Origin of the sequence: Daejeonella sp., assembly GCF_037719425.1 — a bacterium.
Lineage (GTDB): Bacteria > Bacteroidota > Bacteroidia > Sphingobacteriales > Sphingobacteriaceae > Daejeonella.
The window spans coordinates 1-17,441 of sequence record NZ_JBBJNI010000089.1 but is presented as its reverse complement, the minus strand read 5'-3'; the positions used below and the strand labels follow the sequence as shown (position 1 = coordinate 17,441).

Annotated in this window: 16 protein-coding genes; 4 read left to right on the top strand and 12 right to left on the bottom strand. The window is 41.8% G+C overall.

Going from position 1 to position 17,441, the window contains the following annotated elements:
- Positions 1 to 239 precede the first annotated feature (239 nt).
- Complete coding sequence (locus tag WKF69_RS12355; RefSeq protein ID WP_340382261.1) at positions 240 to 2,666, top strand: DUF5916 domain-containing protein; 2,427 nt, start codon at positions 240 to 242, stop codon at positions 2,664 to 2,666.
- Here WKF69_RS12355 and WKF69_RS12350 read toward each other — a convergent pair whose 3' ends face one another.
- The 9 genes from WKF69_RS12350 to WKF69_RS12310 all read right to left on the bottom strand — a co-directional run bounded on the left by WKF69_RS12350 (position 2,667) and on the right by WKF69_RS12310 (position 9,961).
- Positions 2,667 to 3,671 (bottom strand): DUF3078 domain-containing protein, encoded by a 1,005-nt coding sequence (locus WKF69_RS12350; protein ID WP_340382259.1) that lies wholly within the window; start codon positions 3,669 to 3,671, stop codon positions 2,667 to 2,669.
- 46 nt (positions 3,672 to 3,717) lie between these two features.
- A complete protein-coding gene (locus WKF69_RS12345) occupies positions 3,718 to 4,050 on the bottom strand; it encodes a hypothetical protein (protein ID WP_340382257.1) in 333 nt (110 codons plus the stop codon).
- A complete protein-coding gene (locus tag WKF69_RS12340) occupies positions 4,047 to 4,805 on the bottom strand; it encodes a hypothetical protein (protein ID WP_340382255.1) in 759 nt (252 codons plus the stop codon). The genes WKF69_RS12345 and WKF69_RS12340 overlap by 4 nt, the downstream gene beginning before the upstream one ends.
- 146 nt (positions 4,806 to 4,951) lie before the next feature.
- Positions 4,952 to 5,788: a glucosaminidase domain-containing protein gene (locus tag WKF69_RS12335; protein WP_340382253.1), complete on the bottom strand. Its 837-nt coding sequence runs from the start codon at positions 5,786 to 5,788 to the stop codon at positions 4,952 to 4,954.
- Positions 5,789 to 6,030: 242 nt separating this feature from the next.
- The gene (locus WKF69_RS12330) at positions 6,031 to 6,717 is read right to left on the bottom strand and encodes a glucosaminidase domain-containing protein (RefSeq protein WP_340382252.1); all 687 of its coding nucleotides are present in this window, start codon (positions 6,715 to 6,717) and stop codon (positions 6,031 to 6,033) included.
- A gap of 42 nt (positions 6,718 to 6,759) precedes the next feature.
- On the bottom strand, positions 6,760 to 7,506 hold the full coding sequence (locus WKF69_RS12325; protein WP_340382251.1) for an O-methyltransferase: 747 nt from the start codon (positions 7,504 to 7,506) through the stop codon (positions 6,760 to 6,762).
- A 320-nt stretch (positions 7,507 to 7,826) separates the two neighbouring features.
- The gene (locus tag WKF69_RS12320) at positions 7,827 to 8,024 is read right to left on the bottom strand and encodes a hypothetical protein (protein ID WP_340382250.1); all 198 of its coding nucleotides are present in this window, start codon (positions 8,022 to 8,024) and stop codon (positions 7,827 to 7,829) included.
- Between the two features lie 41 nt (positions 8,025 to 8,065).
- Positions 8,066 to 8,482: a Holliday junction resolvase RuvX gene (ruvX, locus tag WKF69_RS12315; protein ID WP_340382249.1), complete on the bottom strand. Its 417-nt coding sequence runs from the start codon at positions 8,480 to 8,482 to the stop codon at positions 8,066 to 8,068.
- Positions 8,483 to 8,533: 51 nt separating this feature from the next.
- Entirely contained in the window at positions 8,534 to 9,961 is a 1,428-nt protein-coding gene (locus tag WKF69_RS12310; protein WP_340382247.1) for an aminotransferase class V-fold PLP-dependent enzyme, read from the bottom strand.
- 153 nt (positions 9,962 to 10,114) lie between these two features.
- Between WKF69_RS12310 and WKF69_RS12305 the strand changes: the two genes are divergently transcribed.
- From WKF69_RS12305 to WKF69_RS12295, 3 genes are read left to right on the top strand one after another with little or no spacing between them, the layout of a single operon-like run.
- Entirely contained in the window at positions 10,115 to 11,260 is a 1,146-nt protein-coding gene (locus tag WKF69_RS12305) for a hypothetical protein (RefSeq protein ID WP_340382245.1), read from the top strand.
- A gap of 2 nt (positions 11,261 to 11,262) precedes the next feature.
- On the top strand, positions 11,263 to 12,660 hold the full coding sequence (ricT, locus tag WKF69_RS12300) for a regulatory iron-sulfur-containing complex subunit RicT (protein ID WP_340382243.1): 1,398 nt from the start codon (positions 11,263 to 11,265) through the stop codon (positions 12,658 to 12,660).
- A 1-nt stretch (position 12,661) separates the two neighbouring features.
- Positions 12,662 to 13,138 (top strand): gliding motility lipoprotein GldH, encoded by a 477-nt coding sequence (locus tag WKF69_RS12295; protein WP_340382263.1) that lies wholly within the window; start codon positions 12,662 to 12,664, stop codon positions 13,136 to 13,138.
- A 202-nt stretch (positions 13,139 to 13,340) separates the two neighbouring features.
- Here WKF69_RS12295 and WKF69_RS12290 read toward each other — a convergent pair whose 3' ends face one another.
- From WKF69_RS12290 to murF, 3 genes are read right to left on the bottom strand one after another with little or no spacing between them, the layout of a single operon-like run.
- On the bottom strand, positions 13,341 to 13,976 hold the full coding sequence (locus WKF69_RS12290) for a response regulator transcription factor (RefSeq protein ID WP_340382241.1): 636 nt from the start codon (positions 13,974 to 13,976) through the stop codon (positions 13,341 to 13,343).
- Positions 13,973 to 15,802, bottom strand: coding sequence for a 7TM diverse intracellular signaling domain-containing protein (locus WKF69_RS12285; RefSeq protein ID WP_340382239.1), 1,830 nt, complete (start codon positions 15,800 to 15,802; stop codon positions 13,973 to 13,975). Before WKF69_RS12285 ends, WKF69_RS12290 begins: the two co-directional genes overlap by 4 nt.
- 55 nt (positions 15,803 to 15,857) lie before the next feature.
- Positions 15,858 to 17,168: a UDP-N-acetylmuramoyl-tripeptide--D-alanyl-D-alanine ligase gene (gene murF / locus WKF69_RS12280; protein WP_340382237.1), complete on the bottom strand. Its 1,311-nt coding sequence runs from the start codon at positions 17,166 to 17,168 to the stop codon at positions 15,858 to 15,860.
- Between the last annotated feature and the right edge of the window lie 273 nt (positions 17,169 to 17,441).

The window sequence follows — 17,441 nt, the reverse complement described above, 5'->3', positions numbered from 1 at the left end:
GTCCTTTTAATACTTTAAAGGCCCTGTCCAGTTTATCCTGTAAATTTTCAAACATCTTTAATCAGCTTTGAGCAGGTGCAAAGTTACTGTTTTAACGGAAATATTTCTTGTGAGCTTAGCTTCTCTATTACCAGACGTACTTTTTTAATTCTTAACATATTCTTAACAAAATGTTATGCAACGTTTCGGCAACTTTGGCGTCTAATAACTAAAATATACCAAACCTTTGATTTAAATTAATGAAGCAAGCACTACTCTTAGCACTACTATTTTGTACTTTCAGCATGTATTCTGTTGCCCAGAATATAAAGAAAATGAATGCTCTTCGAACGGAGAGCGCTCCTAAAATTGATGGCGTACTCGATGACGCGGAGTGGACAAATGCAGTCGCTGCGAGTGAGTTTGTGGAACTTCGCCCGGTTCCGGGTAATGTTGAATCCAGGGAAAAACGGACAGAGATAAAGATCCTTTACGATAATTCTGCCATCTATGTATCTGCCCGGATGTATGATCATCCGGATAGCATTGCCCGTGAATTGGTGACCCGTGATCGCGTAGGCAATTCAGATTTTATAGGTATAATATTCGATCCATACCTCGACAGAATAAACGGGCTTGGTTTCTATGTGACAGCAGCCGGTTCACAGTATGATGCGAAGTACTCCTCCTCGGGAAATGAAGATGACAACTGGAATGCAGTGTGGGACAGCGAAGTTAAAATTGACGAAAAAGGCTGGACTGCGGAGTTTAAGATCCCATATTCAGCGCTTCGGTTTGCGAACAAGGATGTCCAGACTTGGGGAATAAACATGATCCGTAGCAGGCAAAAGGTCAATTATCAGTCCTGCTGGAATTTCGTGGATCCCAAAGTAAATGGCTTTATTAACCAGGAGGGTGAGTTAAATGGAATTACTAATATTAAATCTCCTGTAAGGCTTTCTTTCTCGCCATATGTCTCCACGTCTGTAAATAATTATCCCTATAATTTGCCCGGCGTTAAAAATACTGCGGGATCATTCAATGGAGGTATGGACGTAAAGTACGGGATCAATCAAAGCTTTACCCTTGATATGACGCTCGTGCCTGATTTCGGACAGGTACGTTCTGATAACCAGGTTCTTAATCTCACTCCGTTTGAGGTGAAATTCAATGAGAACAGGCAGTTTTTTACAGAAGGAACCGAGCTATTTAACAAGGGCGATCTCTTTTACTCAAGAAGGATAGGCTCTTTCCCGGCATATACAAATAGTGTAAATGGTCAGCTTAAGGCTGGAGAAACCGTGAAGAATAATCCGACTGAAAGCAAGCTCATAAACGCCACAAAGGTTTCCGGCCGGACTGGCAAGGGACTGGGAATTGGCGTATTTAATGCTGTTACAAACCGGGCGATGGCAACAGTTTTGACCGCTTCGGGACAAGAACGCATGGTTGAAACACAGCCTCTAACCAATTACAGTATCATAGTGCTCGATCAAAATCTGAAAAATAATAGCTCAGTAACTCTATTGAATACAAACGTTTTACGCCAGGGTTCTGCCTACGATGCCAATGTTAGTGCATTCTTATTCCGGTTGAACAATAAGAAAAATAAATACCATGTTCAGGGTGCTGCCAAGATGAGCCAGCAGAAATCCGGGACGATGGATGATACGGGTTATGGTTACGAGCTCCGCGGCGGAAAGCAGAGCGGGAATTTTACATGGAATATACAGCAGGAGTTCACAGACGATAAATTTAATCCTTCAGATCTGGGTTTTTTTACAAACAATAACTTTTTGGACCATTCCTTCTTTATGGCGTATAGTAAATACACACCCGGGAAGTGGTATCTACAGTATGAAACCTGGTTTGAAGCAGATCACTCGCAGCGATTCAAACCCCAGGCCTATCAATCTTTTGAAGTGAACGTTGGGGGATGGATGAAATTTAAAAACTTTTGGTCTGCAAACGTAAATATGGAAAGGGAATTTTCCGGCAATGACTTTTATGAATCGCGAACTGCAGGAAGGGTATTTAACACTTTTTCAGGCACGCGCGTAAACGCCAGGTTTAATTCCAACAATGCAAAAAAATATAGTGGGGGCGCGTATCTTTCCCTTCGATTCCAGGATAGTTATGGCGGATTCGGACTTAGCACGGGCTTTTACCAAAATTATCGTGTCAACAATAAGCTTTCATTTGGAACAGAGGTAATGGTAGCGCCGCGTTACAACTATGTTAACTGGATTGGGAAAAGCTCCACAAATGAAATTATTTTTTCCCGGTATGACCGCCACACCGTCGAGAGCGTAATTGATGTCAAATATACTTTTACAGCCAAAATGGGGCTTAATTTAAGAGGAAGGCACTATTGGTCGGATAGGCGCAACAAGAGTTTCTTCATGCTTCAGGACGATGGCAATCTCCGGGCTGATCCGGGTACAGAATTTATAAATCGGCAAGTAAATTATAATGTTTTTAATATAGACATGGTGTATTCCTGGCAGTTCGCTCCAGGCAGTGAGCTAAGTGTCACCTATAAGGATGTTGCTCAAGAGTCTGAGATGTTAAACCGTGAAGGTTATGGCCGTAATTTCGGAAGGGTAATTGGGCGTCCGCAAAACAATAGCCTTTCGCTTAAGGTCTTGTATTACCTGGACTATCTGCAGCTGAAGAAGAAAAATTAATTACCGGGGGAATTTGTATACAAGCCCGAGGGAAAGTGCCTGGCTTGTCTGGACCTTATCTGCGGTATCGTCGTCATAGAGCGCTATCCCGGCAAGAGAGACATTGATCCACCGGTTTACCCGGGCTGTTAGAGAGACGTCAAGGCGGTTGTCTATGCTTTTAAGCTTTTCGTAGTTAGCGAACATAGTGTACCTGCTTTTCAGGTTCAAATTTGTGGCGATATCCTTATCGATTGCAGCTACTACCTGGAATGCCAGCTCGTTTCTAAATCCTTTACCCGGCTTTACACCAAAGTTTTTGGGATTCGTTTTATACAAATTAGTGTCAATCATGAACGTCTGCCTTGCCGTTCCTGTACCAATTCTCAAAAAGAAGTACTTTACCGGTTTGTATTCGAAGCCTATCGATTCCGTTAAGTAACCCGGAGCCATAAACCTGGATAGAAGGGTCCGGGTTTCATTGCCCTGGGCATTTTTTGCGTAAGAGAAGCCGCGGTCAAACTGGGACTCAAAGTTTAACGAACCGAAAAAATACCAGCTCTTAGATAGCTTAAGGGCAACTTTATTGTCCCAAAAAATCCGGTCTGCCGTTTTTCGGGAGAGCTGGTCTTTGTTTTTAAGTTTCCCGTATTGAAGCAGAAAGTCAGATACAAAGTTCTTATCACCTTTGGTATAATCTGTTTTATAAGAGGCCTGGCCGCCCAATGCCAACGAGTTTACGCCCCCACTACCCCAATTATCGCTGAAGGATGCCTGGTTAATATTCGCTCCAAAGGAGGTCCAGCTGCGCCAGTAATTAATGCTTAATTCCAATGCTTCTGGTTCGGGGAGCCGGACGGTTTCCGGAAAAATAACCGGGCGTCGTACAGGGAGGGCGTTTCTTCGGGGATATTGCCTGAGATCTTTTAATAAAGTAGTATCTGATGGATTTTCAGTTTGCTGTGCAAATAATGCCGGGTTCTGGAGAAGAATAAATATTGATATGATAAGGCAACGGAAAAGCATCTGGCAAATAAAGCGAAAAAAGAGCTCTTTTTGATATGTTACTGGGTTAATGTGACCGAAAGTATTTTACCCATGAAGAAAACCCGCGTTTTTTCAAATACAAAAAGTCAGAATCATTGCTGTAGGCTTCGCGTTCAAAAACGATATTCCTGTACGCCAGGTCGTGGTTTCTATATCTTATCCGATTGACCAGATAGTTTATCAGATACAGAATAAAGAAGGGAATCACTAACAGCTCAATCTGCTGCCGGATATGAATGAGCTCATGATTAATGATCTGCCGGTCGTTTTTAAGTTCAGAGTACTTAATCAGGACGAACGGGAATATTGCCATTCCTGCGGCCGGCAAAAAAGGAAGATGCAATACCGGGAACTTCATTGACCATTTCCTTTAAGAGGGCCAAGCCGATTGGCAGCGGGGTTCTCCAGATAGCTTTGAAAGGATTTTTGGATGTACTGGATTAATTCGTAATCATTAACCTCGAGTATGAAGTAATACCCTGGCTTATATTGCTGTTTAAAATCTGTGAGCCTGGCACCGTTTAATCCGGTAACATTGTTTACGAGGGTCTTTGTAAAGCGATATTCGATCATAGCATCACGATAATCGCGCTCAATAATTTTCTGAAGCATCCGGGCATTTTTGCCCTCCTTGCTTAAAAGATTGTATAATGCGTTAATGCTTAAACCCGCACCGCCGCCGCCATTACTGCCGCCGGTTGTAAATACATCTTTAACAGCTCCCTTAGAATAAATGGTATTGTACTCCTCCTGAGCTTGCTTGAGCTGCTCGGCCGGGGTTTTCAAGCTGTCGCGAACAACGACTTCCTGAAGCTGGATACTATTTCGCCTTAAGTAAAATAAGAGAGTGCTTTCAGATTTGACGCTGATCGTATCCACTCCATAGCCTTGCAAGGCAGCGACCAAAACATCGCCGGTACGGGCAGTAGTTTTAAATTCTCCTTTGGTGGTGTTATAAAATCCTTGTCCAGTGCGGGTGTTATAAATATACACACGCGTGAGTCGCTGCTTGCTGTCCATATCGAACACAATCCCCTGGAAGGGCTTGTCCTGAGCAAACAACTTTCCCGCAGAAAGAATAAGCAGGAATAGGATATAAATGACTTTTTTCACCAAAGGTATAATTGTTTTTTATCGGTTGTGAAGCTATCATGAGCATGTTTTTTGTAGTTTGTAAGTGGTATGCTCATGATGGTTTCAATGTCTATAAACTTACGGGTTTCAGGGCCGGGCAGGTTCGGATTTAACAATTTTAACAATTACTTTGAAACAAGCAATAACTGGCCCAACTTGACATCGGAGTTGCCCAAATCGTTCAGTATTTTCAGTTCGTCTACGGTAATAGAAAAGCGTTTTGCGATAGTAAACATAGTGTCGCCTTGTTTTACCTCGTAAATCTTCATTTCTACAGGAGCTTTGGCTGGCTCCAGCTTTTTCTCTTCAGGAATATTCTGGACTATTTCAGTAAGAACCTTGTCTTCCCGCTTGATCTTCTCTACAAAACCTTCTTTACGATCATATTTACTAAGGTCATACCGATCGACAAGTGTGATCAGTAAGTCAGCATAGCGGGGATTTGTTGCATATCCAGCTTCTTTTAAGCCGGCTGCCCATCCGCGGTAATCATCTTTGTTGAGTTCAAAAAGGGGAGCATAGCGTTTGCGTTTCAGAAATTCAGAATGGTCGCGGAAGGACTCTTCCGGACTGGTGTAAACTCTAAAGCAATCATCTATTTGATCGTCGTCTTTTAATATCGTTTTCCCTTTCCATTCAGGGGTGCATTTAATACCAAAATGATTGTTTGCATCGCGAGCCAGGCTGCTGTTACCATTACCTGATTCTAGCAAGCCCTGCGCAAGGGTAATACTTGCAGGGATACCGTAACTGTTCATTTCTTTTATGGCAATAGCCTTGAACCTTTCGATGTAATCGTCAGCAGAATATTTATTGACAAGCGTATTGCCGATTATTGTTTTGATAGGTTTTGTGGAGGGTTGAGGAGCCTTCGCAGCCGACTTAGAAACGGTAGCCTTCCGCGTGCTGCAGGCGGTTGACAGGGCCATAAGAATTAAAAAAGGGAAAAAGTATATCTTCATATAGCCGGTTTTAAATCCGGTTGCTAAATTGAATATTTACAATTAATTATTATGCCCTTCGTTATACTTAATCTCCTTCTTTATGCAAAACTGAGCTTAAAAGACGCTTACCTAAATGTTTGTACCGGAGTATAAAGGTTGTTGGACTTGGGCAATCCTGCTTTCTTTATCCGGCATGATCCGGCAAATAATGCCGCAACCATCAATAATATCAAATACTTTTTCATGAGTGGGTTTGTTATTTACAGTAACAATTTTTGACCAATTGAGAGCTTACTATTTGATAACGAATTTTTACTCATTAAGGTTTTAACGCTTGAGCTAAACTTCTTTGCGATGGCAGAAAGGGTGTCCCCCTTTCTAACGGTATAAATGTTAATTGCTGGTTCCGATGATTTAGAAACGGCTGGCCCGGCGGCAGCGGGGACAAGAACACTCACTTTTGTAGCACCCCCTGGCCGCTTGTCAAACTCGTACAAACGGTATTTTTTTATGATGGCCAGAACACGAGTGGCCCACATTTTGCTGGCAGCATAACCGCCATTTTCAATCCCCAGAACCCAGTTGTAATAATCATAGCTTGGATATTTACCGAATAGCGCCTCAAACTTTTTATTCCGGTGCATTGCACCCATGAAATCCACGTAAGAATCCGTTACGGAATCATACCCGCGATATGAGGATTTAATCTCTTTACTTGAATTCTTCCCTTTTATCCCGAAATGATTGTTAAGATATTTGGCGATCTTACTGTTCCCGTTAGCAGATTCGTGCATGGAGATTGCAAGTATTACACTTGCAGGTACACCTTGGTCGTCCATGTGACGAACCGCAATGTCTTTGTATTTTTCAATGTATTCACGCGGGGTGTTCTGTGCTGCGACAGACAAACTCAGGCCAATAAAGAGCAGGGTGAAGAAGTGTTTCATGAAGGTGCTTTAATTTCTGAATATTAAAAGGAGAGCGCTTCCTTATTTTTTTCGTATTACAAACAATCCATCCCGAACGGGCAGTATCAGCTTTTCAACCCGCTGATCCTTCATCACCATCTCATTAAAATTAGCAATTATTATGGTATTCTGATCTATTTTTTCATTAGAATTTAGTTTGTTTTTTATCGGCAATGAAGTTTGCCTGCCTACCGGCCAGGCAGGCATGACCTTATGTTCATTTTTTTGTATGACAGGCAAGCTCATGCAGGTTTCCTCAAGTACTTTTCCACTCCATAGCACATTATCTACTATTATAATCCCACCAGATCTTAATTTATCGATCACAATGTTATAGTAGGTGCCGTTATTTTTTTTATCGGCATCAATAAAGACTATGTCGAAAACTTCTGCTAAGCCAGGGATTAATTTAGTCGCATCACCAATGTGATAGACGATCTTAGCTTTATGAGGAGATTTGCTAAAACTTGCTTTAACCATATCCTCCAATTCAGCATTTACATCAATGGTGTGGATCTTGCCATTTTCTGTGAGACCTTCCGCCAGGCATAAAGTTGCATACCCTGTAAAGGTTCCTATCTCCAGGATTCTCTCGGGCGCAATCATTTTACTTAGCATACTCAACACCCGGCCCTGATAATGGCCCGATAACATGCGCGGCATAGAAACTTTTAGGTTGGTCTCCCGGTCTATTTTTTTAAGAAGCCGGTTTTCAGGATCGCAGTATTTTATTAGATAATTTTTTAGCTCTTCGCTGATAAGTTCCATTATACAAGGGTAGTTTTTTGAGATTGGGAAGCCGCGTTGCTCCTGATCAGGGGAAATATTTGTAAATGTCTTTTCTGTGGAGGGCTCTGGAAAAGACTACCTTTTCCTTATCCAGGTACAAACCTATCCGGTAATCTCCTAATCTCACACGGAAAGATGATTTAGAACCCTTTAGCTTCTTTATCCCCGCAATAGATTTGAGGGATTCGGACTTTTGAACTTCCGTAACTAAAATTGAAATCGCATTTTTTATATTAGGAGGGAGATTTATTGTGTCTTTTTGAAAGACTCTTTCAAACTCAATCTCCACGAAAAAGCTACTATTGATTTAGCCAGTCCAAAAAATCATCTTTTTCGCCAGTAGTCATTCGACCGTACGCTTTCCCCTCTTCCATAGCCTGACTAATAGTTGCGTCCTCATTGTCTTGCAAGACCTCCATCTCAATTTTTAATGACTCTGCCATCTTTTTTAAAATAGTTAGCTTTTTTTTGGGGACATCAGTGAACAGAACCTTCATAATTAAATTTAATTAAATAAACTCACAACAACAAATTCAGATTAAATCCAGCTTCTTTTTTCGAGATAGGTCTGTAAGATAATCGTAGCAGATATAGTATCTAAACGGGCTTTATCCTGGCGGTCCGAACGTTTGAATCCGCTTTGCGCAACAACAGCTGAAGCCATCTTTGAGGTAAAGCGTTCATCTATCCTTTCGACCGGGATTTCAGGGAAGTGCTTTTTCAGGATTGTAATAAATCCTTTGATATGCGGTGTCGATTGAGATGGAGTACCGTTCATCTGCAAGGGCTCGCCAACTACAAATAGCTCAACCTGTTCTTTTGCGAGATAATTTTTCAGGTATTCAATAATATCCTTTGGATGAATGGTGTCCAGGCCTGTAGCAATGATCTGCAGCGGATCGGTAACAGCTATGCCGATACGTTTGGTTCCATAATCAAAAGCTAAGATTCGCATGTTTGTCAATTAAGCTGAACAAATATATTATTGTACGTAAACATCCCGATACTACTCAGCCGCAAATTTCTCACAAAGCGCCAGCGTGCTTTTAATATGTTCCATTGTTGTTCGCGGGTTTATTAAACACATTCTGAGTACTACTTGTCCCTGCAGCATGGTGGTAACCAAAAGTGCTTCTTTTGAAGCAAGGACTTTTGCGGAAATCTTTTGATTGATCTGGTCAAGCTTACGATCGGTAAATTTCTGTCCGACGGGATGATACCTGAAATTAATTATAGCGAGTGTAGCCGGAGATACCACTTCCCAGGCATTGCTTTGCCTGAGTTCTGCTTCCACCCGTTCTGCAAGTTCAATATTATAATCGATCGCTTTTCTAAAGGCTTTGAGACCAAAAGTTTTGACAGACATGTAAAACTTAAGTGCCCTGAAGTTCCGGGTGAGCTCAATGCCGTGATCGTAGAAATTTATTTCCGACTCATTGCCTTCGATATCCCTCAGGTAGGTCGCCTTTTCGCTAAATGTTCCTTTGAGCCATTTATGATTTTGTACAAGGAGGCATCCTATTTCATAAGGCTGAAATAGCCATTTATGCGGGTCAATAGTCAGCGAGTCGGCTTTTTCGATACCCTTAAGCATTTTCTTTCCGTTCTTTGAAAGTATTGCAGCCGCGCCAAAAGCACCGTCGACATGCAGCCAGATATTTTCTGCTTTACAGATGCCGGCAAGTTCGTCTAAAGGATCTATGGTACCGGTATTGGTTGTTCCCGACGAGGCAACCAGGCAGAACGGCTGCAAGCCTTCGAGCTTATCTCTGGCAATTGCATTCTTCAATTTATTAATGGAGAACTTGAACTCCATATCTGTAGGAATTATCCTTACTTGCTCTTTTCTGAACCCGAGGATACTGATCGCTTTTATATTAGATGAGTGAGCCTGATCGGAAAGATAGATCACTGCTTTGGAAAAATCCTCACCGCACTTAACCTTGCGGGCTGTTGCAAGCGCAGTAAGATTCGCCATCGAGCCGCCGCTGGTAAAGATACCGCCGCCTTTCTTGACCTGGAAGTTAAAGAGCTTAAGAAGCCAGTTCACTGTCACGATTTCGATAGTTGCAGCAGCCGGAGATCCCACCCAGCCACCCGAGAAGATATTAAAACCTGTCGCCAATGTATCAGACATGACACTAATATAGTTGCTGGGCCCCGGCACAAAAGAATAAGACTTTGGATGGCTCATTATATTACTTTGAGGCATCACATTTCTGAGTACGAAATCAAGCACGTCGTTGGCTGGCGTTGGATCTTCCGGAAGGTTTTCGGAAAACAATTCCTCCATTTCCTTCCTGGAGCCGCTTGCAACGGGTTGTTTTTCTTCCTGTGTCTCAAAATGCTCCACTACCGCGTCAACTACGCGGTACCCGAAGTCTTTCATTTCTTCGCCGGATAGTTCCAACCTTGATCCTGGATCTTGCTTCAACTGATTAGTTTTTTATAGGTACAAAACTAAGGTTTAAATCCAGGGATTCTTGCAAAGGGGGCAGGGGTATAGCATAGCGTGCTGCCGCGGGTGGCGCTGTTTTGCCTTAGATATAAAATTTCACTGTGACAGCTTCTTTTCTTATTTTGCACGATGCAGTTTAGTGAAATCGTAGGGCAGAAGAAAGTAAAAGCACATCTTATCAGGACAGTTGCCGAGAACAGAGTAAGCCATGCGCAACTTTTTCTTGGACCTGAAGGATCGGGGAATTTTGCTCTGGCTTTAGCGTACGCTCAGTTTATTTCCTGCTCAGATCGAACAGAAGATGACAGCTGCGGGACTTGTTCATCGTGCAGAAAATACAGTAAGCTAATTCATCCGGATCTTCATTTTTCATACCCCTTTTTCCGGGGCGGTGAAAAAGAGGATGGCATGCCGGATCTGGAAGAGTGGCGGGATCTGGTACTAAGCAATCCATATTTTAACCTGGATGAATGGCGGGAGCGTTTAGATGCGCAGAACAAGCAGCCCAATATTAATAAAGCCGAATGTATGAACGTTCTGCACCGGCTTTCACTAAAGCCATTTGAGTCGGATTATAAAGCCATGATCATCTGGCTTCCTGAATATTTAAAGAATGAAGGAAACAGGCTCCTTAAAACATTGGAAGAACCGGCCGAGAAAACATTGATCATACTTGTGGCCCAAAGCCAGGACCAGCTGTTGAATACGATAATATCCAGAACCCAGTTGGTTAAGATCCCTGCGCTAAGCCAGGCAGAGATACGTGAGCATTTGCTTAAAACAAAAGATATCAGCGAATCGAAGGCCGCGCAAACTGCATATTTGAGTGAAGGAAATTTAACGGCCGCTTTAAATTTCCTCAAAGAAGATGATAATGATAATTTCCGCTTGTTCTCCGGCTGGATGCGGATGACATTTGCCGACCGGGGGCCTTCTATCTTTGAGTTTGTGGAAGAAGCTTCGAAGATTGGCCGCGAAAATCAGAAGAATCTGCTAAAATATGGCATCAGCCTGATCCGTGAATGTGTCATGGTTCTTTCAGGTGCAAATGAACTGGTACATTTACCCACAGCAGAACTTGATTTTGTAGCTAATTTTAGCAAGCACCTGGATCTCGCAAGGGCTGAGGCGCTGATAAACGAGATGGATAAAGCGCATTATCATATAGAGCGAAATGCGAATCCTAAAATTTTATTTTTAGATGTATCTTTACAATTCGTTAAAATTTTGAAGTTTAATACGCTCCCTGCGGGGACTCAATATATACTGACTTAGTTATGGGTTGTGGAAGTTGTTCAACAGGAGGCTGTGCCCCTGCCGGTTGCAAGAGTAATGGCTCCTGCCTTACCAATGGTTGCAGTAAACTGGATGTTTATGATTGGCTGTCACATATGGACATGCCGTCTAACTATAAACCATTCAATATAATAGAAATTAAATTCAAGGGCTCGAGAAAAGAGTTCTTTCTAAATACCGAAAACCTTTATCTGGAAGCTGGCGAGTTAGTCGCTGTCGAAACCACAACAGGGGGTTATGATATCGGGCATGTATCCCTTACTGGAGAGCTCGTACGGATGCAGCTTAAAAAGAGGCATGTGCGTACCGAAGATGTGGTAAAAAAGATCTACAGAAAAGCTACACCAGGAGATGTTGACAAATGGAAAATTTCCAAGGATCTTGAGTTTGAGACAATGCATAAATCACGCGTTCTTGCGAAGGAACTGGGATTGGCAATGAAGCTCAGTGACGTAGATTATCAGGGTGACAGGACGAAAGCGACATTTTATTATACTGCTGAAGGAAGAGTTGATTTCAGGGAACTCATCAAGAAAATGGCTGAGACCTTCCGTATTCGCATAGAGATGCGGCAGATCGGCATGCGCCAGGAAGCAAGCCGTTTAGGCGGTATCGGTTCCTGCGGACGCGAGTTGTGCTGCTCAACCTGGCTTACAGATTTCAAAACTGTTTCCACCTCAGCAGCCAGATACCAAAACCTTTCTTTGAACACACTAAAGCTGGCCGGTCAGTGCGGCAAACTTAAATGCTGCCTCAACTATGAGCTGGATACATATATGGACGCGCTGAAAGATATTCCCGATAATGTGGAACGTCTGGAAACCCTAACCGGGACTGTGCGTCATCAAAAAACGGATATCTTTAAAAAGCTAATGTGGTTTAGCTACCCTAATGACGAAAACTGGATTGCCCTCGATATAGCACGCGTAAAAGAAGTTCAGAAGTTGAACAGGGAAGGAATTAAGCCAGAATATTTAAAGGTTGAGGTGGAGGGGAGCAAGTCTGCCCCGGCTAAAGTTCTTGATTACGAAAATGTTGTTGGGCAAGACAGTCTTACGCGTCTGGATAATAAAAATAATCGGAACAAAAAGAATAACCGGAATAAGAAGGACAGGCCGAAAGGGCCTATCCCGAATGTACCGAGCACGGGAGAAATCACACCGCGGCCACAACAGGTTCAACAAAACCAACCGCGGCCAAACAACCCTCAACCCAAGCCCGTTAATCCTCAGCCCAGACCAGCTAACCAACAACCGAGCGTACAGCCGGAAGGGGGTGCCGATAACCCGCAAGCTGAACGTCCGGCAGGGCAAAGCCGGAATAACAAAAGAAGAAAAAACTACCGGAACAATAACAACCGTGAACGTCCTACAGAGTAAAATGGGAATAAAGGGAGATCTAATTCTGCTTATATTTTTATCTGTGACCGGGTTTACATCATGCCAGGATACACAAACTGTGGTGGACAATAACATTGAAATAGCCGGGCATAATTGGAGCTACACCGAAAAAGTACAGGTTCCGGTGATGATCGAAAATGTGGATCTTTCGTATAACTTATATGTCAATTTACGTCTGACATCCCGCTATAAGTACTCTAATATCTTCCTTCTTATACACATCACAGGCCCGGATGGTAAAAAAACTACCGAACGTAAGGAGTTCAGGGTTGCGCGTCCCGATGGAGAATGGCTGGGCAGTGGATCGGGTAATTTATATAGTTATCAAATGCCTTTCAAAGAAAACTACAGGTTTCCTGCAAAAGGTAAATATGTAATTGAGCTTGAACAGAATATGCGGGATAATCCGCTTAACTCTGTTACAGATGCGGGCGTAAGAGTAGAAAAGGCTAATTAAAATGGGTTTATTTAAGCGTTTTATTTTGAGCCGTTACTTTACATTTATTGCGATATTCCTTATTATTTTTAGCATTGCATCAGTATTGCTTCTTGATGTGAAACATCCTTTATATATATTTTCTATAGGATGCGGACTAGTTGTATTTTGGTTGCAGAGATATAAAAAAAAGTTGTTAAAAAACCAGGAGGATACTGTTTGATCAGATATCTGCAATTCCAAATTGTTGCGCGATGTTCATTAAGCCAGCAACATTTTTAACACCAAGCTTTTTCATAATATTTTTCCGGTGAGTAGAAACAGTAAACTCACTGATATAAAGGGCATCTGCGATTGTCTTACTCGTAAATTCCCTCTCAATCATTCGTATAATCTCTACCTCCCGCCTGGTGAGCTGAAACTTTTTCATGAAATCATCTATAAAATAATGATTGGGTTCGGTTTCAGAGATTAATTCCTGTTCAAAATATGATTCGCCCTGTGAAACTTTAAATATAGCTTCTTTCAGGACCAGAGAAGCGCTGCTCTTTAAAATGTACCCATCAGCTCCCAATTTTTTAATTTTTTCAACGAGCTGAGGCTGATTATAATTAGTTAAAACAATGATCTTGATTCTGGAGAATTCCTGTTTTAAAACTTCTAATGCCTTAATGCCGTCCATATTGGGCATATTGAGGTCAAGTAAAACGATATCGGCGGTATTAGAGCGCAGACTATTTATGAGTTGTTTTCCATCATTGACAGGTTCCAGCATCATAATGCCTTCGACCTCTGAAAGTACAGAAATCAACCCTTCTATTAAAAGTTGATGATCATCAGCAATTATCAGCTTTATCATGTTTCAATAGTATTAACAGGTATTTCAATATTAACTAAAGTCCCCCCCTCTATTTTTTCGGAAAGCTCGATGCGCCCTTTAAAATACTCAACTCTCAATTTTATATTATTTAGCCCCATACCATTTTTCAATACTGTCAGATCATTCTGCGTACCCTTCCCATTATCTTCGATCATTATAGATAAAACATCTTCATGTTCTACAAGCTGAAGCAGACAGTGAGAGGCCTGTGAATGCTTAATTACATTATTTAGCAATTCAACAATTATTCTATAGAGATCGTTAAGAAGATTCGACTTGTAATTCTGAGTGTTCTCGAAGCCAAGTATAATATATTCTACGTGAATTTTTTTGGCTAAATTAATACTTGACAACAGGTCCACTATTGCATTCCTAAAACCATATTTTTCTATTGCTATAGGCGTTAATGTGTGGCTCATATTTCGGATTGTATCTGACACATTCCCAAGAACTTTTATTGTTTTTTCAAGGCCGGTCTTCGCTTTATCCCCGGACCTATTGTCGTCCCTTATTGAAGAAATTTGCAGAATTGCTAATGACAGCATAGACCCTACATCATCATGAAGTTGATCTGCAATTTTTCGTCTCTCAATCTCCTGGGTTTCAATTATACGAGTAGTTAGCTCGTTTTGTTTTTTATTAACCTCGATCAATAGATTTTCCTTATCGTTTTTATAGGAGTTAAATCGATGAGCTAACCCAAAGTTTAGGATAATAATCTCAGTAACCAGACCGGTTTGAATTCCATAGTTAGATAAATAATTTAATGTCATATTCGAATTACCACTCTGAATAAAAAGCTCTGTAATAGAAAATACAATGAGCATAAATACTGATATCATATAAAACCAGGCAGGTTTATTTCCTTTTAAAATTTGTTCTATTATACTAACGGTTAAAAGGACGATAGTAGATCCCCCCAGCAAAAAGAGTGCGCCAAGAAACCAAAATGAGAGTTTATGAAGTTCTACAGGCGAGATTAAGAAAGCCAATCCTAACAGGAAAGACGCGATTTTTATTACGTTTAGAGGCTTGTAAAAAGGGCTAGCCTTGCTTTGATTTAGGAATGATTGCATCAACTGGATGATCATAATATTCCAAAGTGTATTGAATATGGGCCTTGCACGGCTGGCAAAATCTGGATAATCAGACCATATAAATTGATAACCGTAACCTTTATCCGCGACGATCCATAAACAGACAATAATGATATAAAGCAAGTAATGCAAGTAGAGGCTTTCCCTAATGGTGACGAACATAAAGCAGACGAAAACCAGGACTAGTAGAATAATCCCCCAAAGTATTCCAGTTATCAGGTTTTCATTTGCGGCCTTTTGGTACAACTCAGCTGAGGACAGAATTTGTACCTCGAGCTGGAGGGATTCATCACGCTTATCTACTTTAACAAGATAAATGGATTCTGCCTTTGCCTCGAGGGGAAAAATAAATAATCGATTATTTACCGGTCGCTGAGCGAAGGGGAAATGATCACCAGTAATATATCGTAAGCGAGGACCATTTCCATCTGCGATGTAAAATTCCAACTTGTTGATATGCGCATTCCCGATAATAAGCTTATGGTTTAAGTTTTCCGGATCAGATTTTATTATTAGCCAGTAAACCGACTTTGTAAATCCGGCATTGAAACTTGCTGTAAGCATTTCCTTAGATTTGCCCAGATTGAATTGAGTAAGTACTTCACTGGAACTTAAGAGGAGACTTTTGTCCTCCAGAATATGTATTTTGGAGGCAGCAGCAACATCCGAAAATAAAAATAACATGATGATGCTTGCAAATCGGATCATTGGCAATAATACAATTACTGTAGGCTGTTATATATAGGTTCGGTAATGTTTAAATTCACAGAGAAGTGAGGAGACTTTCAAGCTTCATCCCCCTGGATCCTTTGAGCAATACTGTGGAGTCTTTTACGGGGTTTCCCTTCAGCGCAGCAGAAGCGTCGATCGTGTTTTTGTAAAACTCAGCATCAATTCTGCTTTTAATCTTGTGGAATTCTTCACCGATAAAAATCCTTCTGCCTGAGGCTGTTGCCATGGCTTTGTCAACTACAAACCGGTGTTCCATAGCTGCCTCTGCGCCCAGCTCAAACATATCTCCAAGAATCATTACCTTTCGTTCAGCGGGCACGGCTTCGAGATTATCAAGAGCAACCATCATGCTGCTGGGATTAGCATTGTAATAATCGCATATAACGGTATTGCTTTCTGTTTTCAGAATCTGAGATCTGTTATTTTGAGGCACATAACTCTTGATACCCACAATGATCTGGTCCGGGCTCAGTTTAAAAAAGCTGCCAATACATATCGCAACAAGAATATTTTCGAAGTTGTATGTACCGGGCAAATTTGATTCAGCGGTGTGGATAGATTCATCTTCCTGGCTTTTCACCTGCCACTCTACGGTCAAGTAAGGTGAAACTTCTTTTAATCCTGCCGAGATATAATTGGTTGCTCCTTTACCGTAGCTGACTACTTTTTGAACGCCACGATCCCTGCTCATGTCTACCAAAGTCGGGTTGTCTGTATTTATAAATGCCGTTCCGTTAGTCCGTGCAAGATATTCGTAAAGCTCGCCTTTGCCGATCTTTACACCTTCAACACCGCCAAACCCTTCTAAGTGAGCCTTTCCTACATTTGTAATCAGGCCATAACCAGGCTGGGCAAGGCTGCAAAGGAATTCAATCTCTTTTTGGTGATTTGCACCCATCTCCACAATTGCGATATCACAATCTTCACGTATCGATAACAAGGTTAAAGGAACTCCGATATGATTATTCAGATTTCCTTCTGTAGCATAAGTCCTGCAATGCTGCGACAAAACAGATTTAATAAGTTCTTTGGTTGTCGTTTTACCGTTTGTGCCGGTGATACCAATAACCGGAATTGTTAATTGTTTGCGATGAAAAGCTGACAGATCCTGAAGTGCAGTTAGAACATCTTGCACAAGGAGATAACGGTCGTTGATAGCGTATCGTTCATCGTCGATGACGGCGTATGATGCACCCGCTTCGATGGCTTTTGCAGCAAATTCATTCGCGTCAAAGTTATCGCCCTTAAGAGCGAAAAACAGGCACGAATCAGTAACCTTTCGTGTATCTGTACAAATAACCGGATGTTTTTGGTATAACTGGTATAGCTCCTCTGTCTTCATAATGATGCCCGTACAATATTAAGATTTTTCATTAGAATTCAATTCGTTTTTCACTGGCTATGAACCTGCCTACCGGCAGCTACCCTGTATACATATCTTTCGGCGAGCCTTTTTATAATTCGTTAGGTATGTTTCCACGGGCTTCATCCCGTGGGCGAGCGATGATCATGAGGGGCGAAGTACGGAGGAGGTCCTCGCTTTCGCGAGGATGACAATTATTGGCGGAACATAAGGGGGGGAATGAAGGCGGCATGCGCCCGCCTTCATCCCCCC

Excerpts from the sequence above, each read along its gene's own strand:
- WKF69_RS12355 (WP_340382261.1), top strand. The coding sequence starts at position 240 with ATGAAGCAAGCACTACTCTTAGCACTACTATTTTGTACTTTCAGCATG.
- WKF69_RS12350 (WP_340382259.1), bottom strand. The coding sequence starts at position 3,671 with ATGCTTTTCCGTTGCCTTATCATATCAATATTTATTCTTCTCCAGAAC.
- WKF69_RS12345 (WP_340382257.1), bottom strand. The coding sequence starts at position 4,050 with ATGAAGTTCCCGGTATTGCATCTTCCTTTTTTGCCGGCCGCAGGAATG.
- WKF69_RS12335 (WP_340382253.1), bottom strand. The coding sequence starts at position 5,788 with ATGAAGATATACTTTTTCCCTTTTTTAATTCTTATGGCCCTGTCAACC.
- WKF69_RS12330 (WP_340382252.1), bottom strand. The coding sequence starts at position 6,717 with ATGAAACACTTCTTCACCCTGCTCTTTATTGGCCTGAGTTTGTCTGTC.
- WKF69_RS12325 (WP_340382251.1), bottom strand. The coding sequence starts at position 7,506 with ATGGAACTTATCAGCGAAGAGCTAAAAAATTATCTAATAAAATACTGC.
- WKF69_RS12320 (WP_340382250.1), bottom strand. The coding sequence starts at position 8,024 with ATGAAGGTTCTGTTCACTGATGTCCCCAAAAAAAAGCTAACTATTTTA.
- ruvX (WP_340382249.1), bottom strand. The coding sequence starts at position 8,482 with ATGCGAATCTTAGCTTTTGATTATGGAACCAAACGTATCGGCATAGCT.
- WKF69_RS12305 (WP_340382245.1), top strand. The coding sequence starts at position 10,115 with ATGCAGTTTAGTGAAATCGTAGGGCAGAAGAAAGTAAAAGCACATCTT.
- ricT (WP_340382243.1), top strand. The coding sequence starts at position 11,263 with ATGGGTTGTGGAAGTTGTTCAACAGGAGGCTGTGCCCCTGCCGGTTGC.
- WKF69_RS12295 (WP_340382263.1), top strand. The coding sequence starts at position 12,662 with ATGGGAATAAAGGGAGATCTAATTCTGCTTATATTTTTATCTGTGACC.
- WKF69_RS12290 (WP_340382241.1), bottom strand. The coding sequence starts at position 13,976 with ATGATAAAGCTGATAATTGCTGATGATCATCAACTTTTAATAGAAGGG.
- WKF69_RS12285 (WP_340382239.1), bottom strand. The coding sequence starts at position 15,802 with ATGATCCGATTTGCAAGCATCATCATGTTATTTTTATTTTCGGATGTT.
- murF (WP_340382237.1), bottom strand. The coding sequence starts at position 17,168 with ATGAAGACAGAGGAGCTATACCAGTTATACCAAAAACATCCGGTTATT.